Genomic DNA, 13,375 nt, shown 5'->3' on the forward strand with positions numbered 1-13,375 from the left:
CCCTTAAGCCTATTGCAGGGCAGCCCGTACGGTCTTAGATGTATATTGCTGCCCGTCTTTATCAACCTGTATGATGCGCACAAATAACGGGTGTCCGGTTTCAACAGTAGCCGCCTTACGTTTGTTACAGGCCACAACGAAACAAACGCCCGCCAATGCCAGGGCTACCAGGGCCCGCCGTCTTCCTGCCCAAACGCCCATCAGCAGCGGGCATAAAGCCAGCATACCCAATGCGGCAGCACCCGTGGCTGTTGTAAATGTGTAGGAAAGCGGTTGGCTCGAGCTGCCCTGTATGGCCTTACTGGCCACGGCTCCTGCATGTTTAAACGTGTTGCCGTCCGCCGATACTTCTACCTTGTAGTGCGAACAGTTTTGCTCACTTGCCGTTTCCCAGTCAACCCGGAGCTGTCCTTCTGAAACGGAAGCCCGCACTCCGGTAAAGACCACCGGAAGTACGGGGTCGGGCGCCAGCTTTACCAGCCAGGCTTCCCACCAGCCATGGCTACCGGTTACATCTCCGCCCGGGGATTCGGTCATACCGGCCACAATATATCCTCCGTCTGCTGTGGGTTCAACAGCGATGGGATCATCGGTTAAATGGCCACCCATCGACTTTTGCCATTGAAGTGAACCACCAATATTGATCTTTACCATCCAGTAATCCAGGTTCCCTTTGGGATTGGTAATATCTCCGTTATCGGAATTGGTATACCCCGCTACAATATAGCCGTTATCCGTAGTTTGCTGTATGGAACGGGCAACATCAGCCCCGCGCCCGCCGTAAGTCTTTTGCCATTGGATGCCTCCGCTGTTACTCAGTTTTACCACCCAGTAATCGCTGTTGCCGTGGTTACCGGCAACATCCCCGCCGGTGGATTCTGTATACCCGGCCACGATATAGCCGCCGTCAGCAGTTTGCCGGACGGCATTTGCCGTTTCACCGCCCGCTCCTCCCAGCGACTTTTGCCACTGGAGCGCTCCGCTGCCGCTCAGCTTCACCACCCAAAAATCCATATCACCATGGTTACCTGTCACATCTCCGTCATTGGAACGGCTTGAACCCGCTACAATATAACCGCCATCCGTAGTTTGCTGTATTGAAAAGGCCCGGTCCTCCGCACTGCCTCCCAATGTGCGCTGCCATTGAATGGCACCCGTACCACTCAACTTTACCACCCAGTAATCACTATTGCCGTGGTTACCGGTAACATCCCCGTCTGTTGAATAGCTAAACCCGGCCACGATATAGCCTCCGTCAGCGGCCTGCTGTATGGCATAGGACACATCAGAGGAATTACCCCCCAGCGCTCTCTGCCATTGAAGATCCCCGTTGCCGTTTAATTTTATCACCCAGTAATCATAACTGTTCCGGTATCCGGTAACATCCCCGTCGTACGAGCGGGTATGACCCGTAACAACATACCCGCCATCCGCTGTTTGCTGTACGGAAGTAGCATACTCATCAATAGAACCGCCGTAGGTCTTCTGCCATTGGATAGTGCCGCTGCTGTTTACCTTTACGATCCAGTAATCATAGCTTCCCTTACCACCGCTTACATCTCCGTCATCGGAAGTGGTGTAACCCACCATAATATACCCGCCGTCCCTTGCAGGTGCTACATCATAGGCTACGTCGTAGGCTGAACCGCCCATGGCTTTTTGCCACTGGATGGCGGGCGCCTGTGCCTGTACCCCGAAAGCAGCACCGGCAATGAGGCATAAACATGCGGCGAATTGCACTGTTCTTTTTTGTAAGTGATTCATATGTGTTTTAGTTTGAGTGTTGATCCTGTTTCCCTGTTCTTTCGAAAAGCCCGGAAGGCATGTGTATAGCAGCCTGTGGTATTTTTCTGACGGTTGCCAAAATTAGATCGTGCCAACAGGCGTCCTTCACACAATCGACAAAGCGCACCCCCTGCCGATCAACTATCGCTGAAGCCGATCAACAGCAATCGGCTAAATGAAATACAGGTATCAAAACAAGGGGTCATCCCCGCCGGTACGCACGAATCCGGACCAGGCATTTATCGTGGGCCCCGGTTGCACACAGAGGGATTGGTGCCGGAGCAACCGGTTATTGCATTGTTTTTAACCGCCTGAGGAATCGTATTCCGGACTTTTTCCGGTAGTGAAGTGGTATATTTTTATGGGTGTAATGTAATAGGAGAACGGTTATAGGTCCCGTATTCAGGCCGGAATACAAAACTCAAAGCAAAGCCCCGATCCGTTATCGGAAACCGCCAGTTTTTCGTTGTAATGCCGCTCCAGCCGGCGGGCCATGTTCACCAACCCTACACCCTTTGAATGAAAAAGCTGGTCAACTGTTCCGGAAAAAGGACGTCCGGTATTACTGATTGCGATATGTACTTTTGCGCCTTTCTGCCGGCAGGTAACCGAAACCGCTCCCCCGTTAATCGCAGGCTCGATCCCATGTTTCACCGCATTTTCCACCAATGGCTGCAACAACATGGGAGGTATCCGTACCCTGGCAATGCTGCCGTCTGCATCAACAGAAAACCGGAGTCGTTTTCCAAACCGTGCCTGTTCTAAAGCAAGGTAGGTGCGCATAAAATTGAGCTCATCCGAAAGCGGCACCAGCTCCTCCCGGGTAGACAGCAGTGCATACCGGAATGTATCCGCCAGCCGGGCAATCAGCATCCGCGCCTGCTCCTGCTCGGGAGGTAAGGAGGCACTGATACTGTTAAGCGTATTGAATAAAAAATGCGGCTGTATCTGCGCCTTCAGCGCATTGATCTCTCCCTGGTATGCCAGCTCCCGCAACTCTTTTTCTCTCGTCAGCTGCGTTTCCCGCTCCCGGAAAAAATGATAAATATGCAGGATACCGAATACCTGGATATAAAAGAGCAGGTTGGGCCCCAGGTTCTGGATGATCTGCCGGGTAGTCATCCGCGGCAGGCCATCCAGCGGGTTATACCACTGGTACAGCAGCACCCATATTCCATAATAAATGTAACAGGTAGCAAAATGCAGCAGGAACCGCTTTTTCAACGGCCAGTGCGTCAGCTTTCTGAAATGGATCCACCACACCGGGAAACAGGCAATGGCCATAAATACACAGTCGATGGCCAGCTCTTTAATATAATGGAGCGATGCCCGGTATTCGATCAGCCGTGGCATACCGTACAGGATGCTCATGATTACAAAACACGAGATAAACAACAAAAGCTCTTTCCGCGTAGCATTCGGCGATTGCGACGGTTGCGTCATAAATAGGCGATTAATGGATGCAAGTTTACAATAAATAACCATCGGTACGGCTCAAATCTACCAACCGCCCGGTTGGCCGACGAAAACCTGCTGCCGTTCGGCCACTCACAGGATAACTCCGCGGGTCCTGGTGTTGTTTGTCGAAAAGAACAACGACATTCAGGAATTCGGTTTATCTTGGCTCTTATTTACCCTTTCTAGCAAAAAACGGTTATGTCAAAAAGATCCGTACTGGTTGTGGATGATGAGGAACATGGAAGAGTACTGGTAAAGCAATACCTGAAAGCCCATGATCATTTTTTTGTGGCAGGCGAATGCCACAATGGACTTGAAGCTATCAAATACATTAACGGGATGGAGCCGGACCTCGTGTTTCTCGACATCCAGATGCCGGGCGCCGATGGTTTTGAAGTATTGCAGCGTATTGAGCACGTGCCCCGCATCATTTTCACCACTGCATTTGACCAGTATGCCATTAAGGCTTTTGAGATCAATGCCGTCGATTACCTGCTGAAACCTTATACCCGCGAACGCTTTGATAATGCCATGACCCGTTTAAACACAACGCCCCAGCAGCTTTCCAGCTTGATGGCGGAGGTTACCGCAACAAGAGGCAGCTATCCCGAGCGCATCATGGTGGAACATAAAAAAAGATACCAGAATATACCGGTGGCAGCTATTATTTATATGAAGGCCAACCGCGATTATACCGAAGTGCATACAGCATCGGGCTCCTATTTAAGTACACTGGGCATCAGCATTATCGAAGGGAAGTTTGACCCGGCCAAGTTTATCCGCATACACCGTTCTGTTATTGTAAATATGGATCACGTACAGGAGCTTTACCGCGATGCGGGCAAAACCTTACTGGTAATGGATAACGGGCTGGAGCTGAACGTGGGCCGGAACTACCTGGGCCATATCAAAAACCTGATCATTTAATAGTATAAACAGCCGTCATTTCGTGTTCCCGGCTGCCATTGTTAAACCGGTGCAGCAACACCAGCCGGCTTGTTTCGGATATGGCGACTTCGTATACTTTAGGTCCGGTGTTTTCTTCATTTACCGTTAGTTTTTTCTGCAGGGCATCGTAGGTCCAGTTTCCGGTTTCTCTTTGTGCCGTTTCCTCCTCACAACGGGCAGCGCCGTAAAACCGGAGTACCCGGCGATTGCTCCTGAAAAGAAGACCGTTATCCCGCTCGCAAAGATCCAGTTTTGCAGCAATATCCGTTTCCAGCTTGCCGTCCAGATCCCAGTCTACTGCGGGTTGTACGGTTAGCGAAACCAGTTGCCAGTTCTTTTCTGTGAAAGGCACTTCGCCCTCCGAAGCGTTACGCGCCTGCAGCTGACAGGAAGCAACCGCAAAGAGGCTTATGATAAAAATTCCATACAGGTGCCCCAACGGCCAACCGGTTGTTCTGTTCATAGTTGTTAATACGTTTGAATTTTCCGGCAAAACTAAGCGGCCATTCTGTTTCCGGGCCGCCCCTTCTACAAGCAGCGGTTCCGGAAGACAAAAGGCCGGTTTTATCGACAAATACCATTTACACTTCCATGCCGGCCAGTTGCGGGTTTCAAATGTTCCGTGTTTTGGTTCCCTCCCACCAGGCTCATATAATCGCAATCATCATCTGGTTGCGGAGAAGCCCGGTTGTATTATGTCTGTTCATCCCCGTATGCTGTTGTTCAACTGCCGTATATGGATTTAGAAGAATAACTCAAACCAGCGGCCGATCGCAATTTATCTTGCGCGGGCCTTTTTAAAGGGTATTGATAAACCTAAAATCAACTATTAAAATGAAAAAACGAACTATTGCAGCTACCCTATGCCTACTGGCGCTTTTTTTTGCTGGCTGCTCCAAAAAAGAAGGCCCATCTTCAGATGAAGATCCGGGCAAACCTTCTCCTGCAGATGAAGTACGCACACCTGTTCCCTTTCAGCAACTGCCCGCATCTTCCCGGGAATTTACGGTTGCCGGCACCCGCACTTATGTGGATCTAATGGGAAAACAACGCAGCAAGTTGCCTGCTTTCCGGAGTCTATCCGTTAAACAAAATACCATGCGGGGATATGTAAAAGATATCTATGGCCGCCCGCTGAAGGGAGCTGATATCGGCATCCGCTCTTCCATCATTGGCGGTACCTACAGTTCAGCCTCCGGTCAAACGGATGCCAATGGCTATTATGAGATCCTGCTTCCCGTAGGTACCGTTGCCGTTTGGGGAGCCAAATACCTGATGGATTATGAATCAGGAAAGGCACCGGTGTCCCTGTTTCCTGCAGACAGCAGCCTGGCAAGCTTCACGTCTACAAACGGGGCTGTAAAAAACTTTGTGCTGCTTCCTTATGGCCAGGGGCAACCGGAGCAGATCATCAAGGGCCCCTATTGGCCCAGCAGCTATATGGGCGGTTCCATACATCTTTCGTACAGCCTGCGTACTGAGTCGCTGCCCCTGCCCGGAAGTTTTCCGGTGGGTTCGGTGATCCTTATAAAACTTACGCCGCTGGATCTGTTGCATGCCGATGAAAAGATCAGCTTCAATATCCGCAAAGTGGTAGAAAGCAATGAGCTTTACATCAACAATATTCCCCTGGGCCGTTATAAACTAGAGCTGAAACTGGAGAACGGCCCCGATATCCGTATGGCAGAAAGCATTAACCTCAAGCCGGATTTTGGTATGCAGCCCAAACAGGCATCAGGCAGCACCCAGATCACCTTTATCCCCGGAGATCCCGAAGTGATGGTGTGGTATGGCAACTGGTGGATCGTACCCATCAATATCGAACTGCCTTAATGGTGAGATAGTGATGCATTGTTATTTTATGAGCCGGCCGCAACACTACGATGAAGACCCGTTGTAGCTTGTCAACCGCGGCGGATCGCACACTTCAGCGTCCTTCCACGCAGCATCTTTTTACGCAGCGTCTCCCGCAGGGGGCGCTGCATATCTATATAACCGGATCCCGCAAAGGAGCACCGTGCATATGATTATCAGGATAAGAAGGCCGTCAGCGCCTCTACATTTTTCTTTTCGCTGCCAATAAAAATGCGGTCGCCAACGATCACCACCGGGCGCTTCAAAAACGTATCCTGCTTAAGGATATAATCGCGATAATCGCTTTCTGTTAGTTTTTTATCTTTTAATCCCAGTTCCTTATACAGCAGTGCCCGGCGACTGAACAGCGCCTCATAACTCCCTGCAAGCTGTTTCATTTCGCTTAACTGTTGCGGCGTTATCTTTTCCGTACGGATGTCTTGCAGCTGAAACCCGCTTTGCGCGCTGATTCCGGCATCTTCCATTATTTTTTTACAGGTATCGCAGGTGGCGAGGTAATATATTTTTTTCATGTTGAGAGTTGAGATTCGAGAATTCAGATTCGAGAATTGAGATTTGAGATTTGAGATTGGCAGATATCATTTGACTGCTGATAGCGGACTATCGGCAGCCGTGCAGCCGGAAAAAAGATCACCCCTCCTGCATTCCGCATTCATTATTTTAAATTTCATTTCTTGTATCCGCCGGATTTAAAGATCTTTTCTGCCAATTGATAATAGCTTAGGGCTTGCCGGTATAAACTATCATTCATCTTCATTTTTGTAGCAGTTCCGGAGCTGAAATCAGGGCGCTGCTGTTCTACTTTAAGCGGCGGCTTTTGTACAATCAGCTGACTATCTCTTAAATAACCCAGTCCGCTATATGTGCTGATAAACGCCCGGTCCTTTCCGGCCGGCATGCGCAGCAGATCCTGGCCAAAAAATTTGGAACGGTAGCTTTTATTCAAAAGCCCCAAAATAGTTGGCACCACATCTATCTGGGAAACCATATGATCCACTACCTGTGGCTGCAGGTTGGCCGGACTGTAAATAAACAGCGGAATATGATACCCCGTAACCGGCAGGTCTGTTTTACCGGCTGCCGAGGCACAATGATCCGCAACAATAACAAATACAGTATTTGCAAACCAGGGTTTTGCAGCCGCCTGTTTCAGGAAATTGCCGATACAATAATCCGTGTATTTAACTGCTCCTTCCCGCTTCTGCAATTTTGGAGAAATATCGATCCGCCCTTCCGGATAGGTATATGGCCGGTGATTGGAAACCGTCATGATCTGTGCAAAAAATGGTTTTCCTGTTGCCGCATTTTTATCAAACTGCTTTAAAGCCAGGGTAAACATATCCTCATCCGCCACGCCCCAGATATTGGCGTAGTGGATCTCCTCCGGCTTTAGCGCAGAGCGGTCGATCACTTCGTAGCCATTGGCCGAAAAATAAGGCCCCATATTGTCGAAACTACTATACCCGCCATATAAAAATTGCGTGGTATAACCCCGTTCCCGCAACACGGCGCCAATAGTAAACAGGCTGTCGTTATTGGGCCGCCGCACAATGCTTTGTCCGGGTATGGGTGGTATAGCCAGTGAAAGCACTTCCAGTCCGCGTACGGTACGGGTGCCGGTGGCATAACATTTATTAAAAAATATGGATTGCCGGCTGAGACTATCCAAATAGGGCGTAATATTTTGTGTGTTGCCAAATGTGCCCATAAACCCGGCGCTGAAGCTTTCAATGCTGATGAGTACCACGTTCATCCGTTTTTCCGGACCAGGGTAACTGACCATCCGCTCAATGGAAAAAGTGTCATTGTTAAAAAAGCTGTCTGTGGGCGAACGTTCCAGCAACTGTTTCCGTACTTCGGTTAACGCCTCCCGATCCGGTACCGTTTTATAGAACCGGTAAAAATCCAGGTCGTTATTCCAGAAGGCGGCACCAAATTCATATACGCCGTTACCGGCCAGCTGGTTCACATAATCGTTATCACTGAAATTTTTGATCCGGTTATTGATCAGGAAATACACCAGTACTGGTACGGCAAGCAATCCCAGCGCCAGCAGCGATCGCCTTGAAAAACCCGGCCGGGCAAATGCCCAGCCATCCAGGCGCTTCCGGATAAGCAGGAATATCAGTAAGGTTACCAGCAATACCCCTGCAATGATCCAGCCGATAGGGTACGATTCCCGGATATTACCCACAACCTCATTGGTGTAGATCAGGTAATCTACTGCAATAAAATTATACCGGGAACCGAACTCATCCCAAAAGAAATACTCGCTGATGATATTGAAGACAAACAAAAACAGGACTATAAAAAAGAACACCTTCATCCCGCGGGTTCTCCAGCGGTGGCGATAGGCATCTGTTTTAGAAGCAAGCAGCAGATAAATTCCAAACAACAGCACCACCAACCCGGTAAACACCCAGGGCAGCTTTTTATCAAACTCCTTTGGAATCGGGTTGCGGATCACTGAAAGAATGATCCCGATAATAAAAAGCACAATCATCCCTTTTTTCCAGGGATTTTTGAAAAGGAGGTCATTCGTGAGCCAAGCGATCAGGATAAACGGAATGGATACAAAAGACAAGAAACAAATATCATAAAACAGGCCGATGAAAAAAATTCCCGCGATATTTTTCAATCCCAGCGAAAGATCCGCAAATGAAACACAAAGCAGCACCAGGCGCGTAATAAAATTGATTACGATCCCTGTAAGATACAAAAGCGCCACAGGCTTAAACCGCTCACTTAAAACACCTTTATTATCAACCATTTAAATATTTTTTCTCAAACAGATGTATGGATTTACCGACTGTCCCGGAACAATCGCAGGCTCCGGCAGAATATTCAGGACAAGATACAGATTATTCACGGTGGATCGCATTTTTAGGAGCTGTAAAACCCTGAATTTGTCCGGGGGAAACGCAACGGGCAACCCGTACCCGAAAATGTTATACCACGCGGTCTACTCTTTTAAACCAATACGGTCAAATATTGTTAATTTTGTAAATTAATAGCAGCATATCATGATAAAAACAGGTAATCCAGTGATCAGTATTTATACAGAAATGACTCCGAACCCGGAAACAATGAAGTTTGTGGCTAACAAATTGTTGTACCCCGGTAAAAGCATTGATTTCCCGGATGCAGAATCGGCCAAGCCTTCGCCGCTTGCTACCGAACTGTTTGGTTTTCCCTTTATAAAAGCTGTTTTCATAGCCAGTAACTTCGTTACTCTTACCAAAACCACCGATGCGGAATGGCAAGATATAACACCTTCGATCCGCCAGTTTTTAAAAGACTACCTGGAAGAGGGGAAAGTGGTGATCAACGAAGACGAAGTAGTTACCGTTAAAAAAGAAAGCAGCAATGAAGTATCTGCAGACGACGATGATGTAGTAAAACGCATTAAGGAGCTGTTGGAGAACTATGTAAAACCAGCCGTTGAAATGGATGGCGGAGCCATCCAGTTCCGGAGCTATAACGATGGCGTGGTAAACCTGATGATGCAGGGAAGCTGTAGCGGATGCCCGTCTTCCATGATCACGCTCAAAGCGGGCATCGAGGGAATGATGAAACGCATGATCCCGGAAGTAAAGGAAGTAGTGGCAGAAGCCGAATAATCCATCAGAATTAATACATTTGTTGGCGTCACCAGTACCGGTGGCGCTTTTTAATGCGTTTGATCGTCCTCATATCCCTGGTCATGGCTGTTTTATCAGGCAGCTGTGGATACATGAACAACCCTTTGCGCCGGGAAACGCACCGGCTTCAAAGGGGAAAAATCATTGATACCAGTTCCTTTATTTACGACCTGCCTTACCCCAAAGGTGTGCGCCATACCCTGGTACAGGGTTATTTTACGCAGTTTACCCACAAGCGCCGGGCCGCCCTCGATTTTAAGATGCCGGTAGGTTCTGTGGTATGCGCTGCAAGAGGAGGTGTGGTGGTACGACTAAAAGAAGACGGGAGCCAGGGCGGTATTAAAAAGTCGAACCGGGTACATGCCAATTATGTAGTCATTCAGCATGCAGACAGCTCGCGGGCCGGATACTGGCATCTGCAAAAAAACGGGGTACTGGTACATACCGGCGATACGGTAAAAAAGGGGCAGCCCATTGCGTATAGCGGCAATACTGGGTATACCTATTTTCCCCATCTTCATTTTATTGTATGGACCTTCGACCGCAACGGGCGGTTTAAACAGATGCCCACCCGGTTCCGGATCAAAAAAGGTCCGCGGTACCTGCGTGCGATCCGCAAATACCGGAATCCGCCCGGCTAAGCCGTTCCGGCTGCGATGCATTTTATTCGTTCATTATGCGCTTACTAAAAAAATCATGCTGAAAAAAATTGTGATCATTGGCCCTGAAAGTACCGGCAAAAGCAATCTTTGCGCAGACCTGGCCCGGCATTATCAAACAGACTGGTGCCCGGAATATGCCCGGACCTACCTGGTGGAAAACGGGAAAGATTATACCTATGATGACCTGCTGGTGATTGCAAAAGGCCAGCTGGCACTGGAAGATAAATACAGCCACCGGCTCCGGACCGCCGGGATATCACCGCTTTTTATTGACACCGATATGTATGTAATGAAGGTATGGTGCGAATTCGTTTTTAATCAATGCCATCCTTTTATACTGGATACGATTGCAGCGCGCCGTTATGATTTGTACCTGCTCTGTAATACCGATCTGCCCTGGGCCCCGGACGCCTTAAGAGAATATCCTGACCTTCAGACCCGGGAGGAGCTCTTCAGGATCTATAAATCCCTCCTGATCGACCAGGATACACCATGGGTGGAAATTAAAGGATCGGGCGTTAACCGGCTTCACATGGCTATCAAAGCGGTAGACGGCTTATTGAATTCCGGATCTCGTAACATTGTTTTAACAGAAACCCCTTAGTTTTGGTGCAAAATTTATCACCAAACCGAAAAACATGAAGAAAGTCGTATTTTCTATCGCTATCCTCACAACACTGGGCACCACTTCATCTGCTCAATTCAAACTCAACTCAAAAACTATCGGCGCCGCAGAAAAAGGGGTAAAAGCCGCCACATTCAGTGATGCCGATGCCGCCAAACTGGCCAGCCAGGCTGTAGAATGGATGGACGCCAATAACCCGGTTGCCAAGGCGGATGACCCGTATGCCATCCGGCTGAACAAGATCTTTGCAAAGCATAAAAGTGAAGACGGATTGAACCTGAATTACAAGGTTTATATGGTGAAGGATATCAATGCCTTTGCCTGCGCCGATGGCAGCATCCGGGTATTTGCAGCACTGATGGATCTGATGACCGATGAAGAGATCCTGTCGGTGATCGGCCATGAGATCGGGCATGTAAAGAACAAGGATACACGAGATGCCGTTCGCGCGGCTTATAAAAGAGCGGCTATTACGGATGCCGCAGCTTCCCAGTCCGGAGCCGTAGCACAATTAAGCGAAAGCCAGCTGGGCCAGTTTGCCAACGCCATTCTTGAGTCGAAATACAGCCGCAAACAGGAATCGGAAGCAGATGCCTACGGATACGATTTCCTGAAGCGCAACGGCTATAATGTAATGGCAATGGCCAGTGCTTTTAACAAACTGGCGGAACTGAGCAGCGGCGCCAAGGCCAGCAATACGGAGAAAATGCTGAGCAGCCACCCGGACAGTAAAGACCGCGCTGCCAAGGTGGAAGAAAAAGCCAAACAGGACGGGCTGTATAAGAAATAATTGAGCGCATTTGCAATAGCGCAGCGATCCTCCGGGATCGCTTTTTTTGTGCCCGCAACCGGAGAGCTCCGGGCGGCACAAAACCGGCAAATGCCGTTTTGCTTTACCTTTTTTTTTACCGGCCCGGGCTTAAAAATCGGGGCATTCATCGAATAATTTTAAAACAGAATTTTCAGCGTCCTACTTTTACCACGGTTTAGAGGGCTTAAGAGTGGGCTACCGGATCTTTCCAGATCATCGTACCCCCTCTTATTTTTTTGTATATATGCCACTGAAACACTGAATATTTTGTGCATCGATCTGCGCAAATCACTGCCGGCGGCGACAAGCAAACAACTTTATCCGGTTCCCGTGAAGCACACGCTGGGCGCCAGGGCAATACGGAGCATACAGTGGCATTAAAACTTCTGGCCCTCAGCGGCAAAAAAAATCCCGCCGTATTACGGCAGGATCCAATAACTTATACTACTTGCTACTTTATTCCTCTATTTTTTCATCTTCCAGCCGGGAAACCACCTCCGGTGATACCTTGCGTAACGGGTTGGCCCGCTGCTCCCCATACTCCGCACGCTGGCCGATGATATCGGCACAGGTATAAACGGCCTGGAGGAACGATCCCCCATCTGCCCGCCCCTTGCCGGCAATATCAAAAGCCACCCCATGGTCCGGTGAAGTACGTACAATTTCCAGTCCCGCCGTATAATTCACCCCTTCGCCCTGTGCCAGCGACTTAAAGGGAATCAATCCCTGGTCGTGATACATGGCCAGTACGGCGTCAAATTTTTCGTATTGTCCGCGGGCAAAAAAAGCATCGGCGCTATAAGGGCCAAAGGCCAGGATATTCCGGTTCCGCGCCTGTTTAACCGCCGGGGCAATGATCGTTTGCTCTTCATTTCCTACAAGCCCTTCATCCCCTGCATGTGGGTTTAATCCCAGCACGGCAATCCGTGGTTTGCTGATACCAAAATCCTGCTGAAGGCTGCTGTGGATAATCGCCAGCTTGCTCAGGATCGCCTCTGCAGTAATCTGTTTTGCCACTTCACTGATAGGCACATGTTCGGTTACCAGCGCCACGCGCATATTTTCGGCACACATCATCATCACCACATCCTTGGCATTGAAGCTGGCTTTGAGATAAGGAGTATGTCCGGTGTATGAAAACTGTTCCGACTGTACATTGGTTTTGTGAATGGGCGCCGTTACCAGTCCGTCGATCTTTTTTTCCTTTAACGCGTTAATAGCCATTTCCAGCGAGGTTACCGCATAACGGCCACCGGTTTCATTTAATGTTCCGGGTGTAATGTTCACCTCTTCTTCCCAGCAATTAAAAATAGTTACCTGTTTCGGATTGATCTTTTCAAATTCCCGGGTATGGAAGAAGCTGAAATTGCTTTCCGATATTGTTTTCCTGTAAAAATTCACCGCTTTATTATTGGCGAAAATAACAGGGGTACAGATATCCAGCAGGCGTGCGTCCGCAAACGTTTTTACAATAAGCTCAAGACCAATACCGTTCAGGTCTCCGGAAGTGATCCCGATAACTGGTTTTTGTTTATGCGTCATAAAATGGATCTCAATAATTAAGCAGTGA

12 protein-coding genes are annotated in these 13,375 nt (G+C 48.9%); 6 read left to right on the forward strand and 6 right to left on the reverse strand.

All coding sequences use genetic code 11. The features are described from left to right. Positions 1-9 precede the first annotated feature (9 nt). On the reverse strand, positions 10-1,764 hold the full coding sequence (locus LQ567_RS14340; RefSeq protein WP_231005210.1) for a hypothetical protein: 1,755 nt from the start codon (positions 1,762-1,764) through the stop codon (positions 10-12). 423 nt (positions 1,765-2,187) lie between these two features. Further along, the gene (locus tag LQ567_RS14345) at positions 2,188-3,228 is read right to left on the reverse strand and encodes a sensor histidine kinase (protein ID WP_231005211.1); all 1,041 of its coding nucleotides are present in this window, start codon (positions 3,226-3,228) and stop codon (positions 2,188-2,190) included. 213 nt (positions 3,229-3,441) lie between these two features. On the opposite strand from LQ567_RS14345, the gene LQ567_RS14350 reads away from it, so the two are divergent. Next, positions 3,442-4,170 carry a LytR/AlgR family response regulator transcription factor gene (locus tag LQ567_RS14350; protein ID WP_231005212.1) on the forward strand — a complete coding sequence of 243 codons (729 nt, stop codon included), beginning with the start codon at positions 3,442-3,444 and terminating at the stop codon, positions 4,168-4,170. Here LQ567_RS14350 and LQ567_RS14355 read toward each other — a convergent pair. Further along, on the reverse strand, positions 4,163-4,654 hold the full coding sequence (locus LQ567_RS14355; RefSeq protein WP_231005213.1) for a hypothetical protein: 492 nt from the start codon (positions 4,652-4,654) through the stop codon (positions 4,163-4,165). The genes LQ567_RS14350 and LQ567_RS14355 overlap by 8 nt on opposite strands. A gap of 371 nt (positions 4,655-5,025) precedes the next feature. Here LQ567_RS14355 and LQ567_RS14360 point away from each other — a divergent pair, with 371 nt between their 5' ends. After that, positions 5,026-6,024 carry an Ig-like domain-containing protein gene (locus LQ567_RS14360; protein WP_231005214.1) on the forward strand — a complete coding sequence of 333 codons (999 nt, stop codon included), beginning with the start codon at positions 5,026-5,028 and terminating at the stop codon, positions 6,022-6,024. A gap of 197 nt (positions 6,025-6,221) precedes the next feature. Here the strand turns inward: LQ567_RS14360 and LQ567_RS14365 are convergent, their stop codons facing one another. Both LQ567_RS14365 and LQ567_RS14370 read right to left on the reverse strand, forming a co-directional pair. Continuing rightward, complete coding sequence (locus LQ567_RS14365) at positions 6,222-6,578, reverse strand: arsenate reductase family protein (RefSeq protein WP_231005215.1); 357 nt, start codon at positions 6,576-6,578, stop codon at positions 6,222-6,224. Between the two features lie 155 nt (positions 6,579-6,733). Further along, positions 6,734-8,836 carry an LTA synthase family protein gene (locus LQ567_RS14370; RefSeq protein ID WP_231005216.1) on the reverse strand — a complete coding sequence of 701 codons (2,103 nt, stop codon included), beginning with the start codon at positions 8,834-8,836 and terminating at the stop codon, positions 6,734-6,736. Positions 8,837-9,089: 253 nt separating this feature from the next. Here LQ567_RS14370 and LQ567_RS14375 point away from each other — a divergent pair, with 253 nt between their 5' ends. The 4 genes from LQ567_RS14375 to LQ567_RS14390 all read left to right on the forward strand — a co-directional run bounded on the left by LQ567_RS14375 (position 9,090) and on the right by LQ567_RS14390 (position 11,784). Next, a complete protein-coding gene (locus tag LQ567_RS14375) occupies positions 9,090-9,686 on the forward strand; it encodes a NifU family protein (RefSeq protein ID WP_231005217.1) in 597 nt (198 codons plus the stop codon). A gap of 83 nt (positions 9,687-9,769) precedes the next feature. After that, a complete protein-coding gene (locus LQ567_RS14380) occupies positions 9,770-10,348 on the forward strand; it encodes a M23 family metallopeptidase (RefSeq protein ID WP_231005218.1) in 579 nt (192 codons plus the stop codon). A 55-nt stretch (positions 10,349-10,403) separates the two neighbouring features. Next, positions 10,404-10,973: an AAA family ATPase gene (locus LQ567_RS14385; RefSeq protein WP_231005219.1), complete on the forward strand. Its 570-nt coding sequence runs from the start codon at positions 10,404-10,406 to the stop codon at positions 10,971-10,973. Positions 10,974-11,007: 34 nt separating this feature from the next. After that, positions 11,008-11,784 carry a M48 family metallopeptidase gene (locus LQ567_RS14390; RefSeq protein WP_231005220.1) on the forward strand — a complete coding sequence of 259 codons (777 nt, stop codon included), beginning with the start codon at positions 11,008-11,010 and terminating at the stop codon, positions 11,782-11,784. A 477-nt stretch (positions 11,785-12,261) separates the two neighbouring features. Here the strand turns inward: LQ567_RS14390 and pdxA are convergent, their stop codons facing one another. After that, entirely contained in the window at positions 12,262-13,347 is a 1,086-nt protein-coding gene (gene pdxA / locus LQ567_RS14395; RefSeq protein ID WP_231005221.1) for a 4-hydroxythreonine-4-phosphate dehydrogenase PdxA, read from the reverse strand. Positions 13,348-13,375: the final 28 nt, after the last annotated feature.

The sequence above is a fragment of the Niabella pedocola genome (assembly GCF_021044425.1).
GTDB lineage: Bacteria > Bacteroidota > Bacteroidia > Chitinophagales > Chitinophagaceae > Niabella > Niabella pedocola.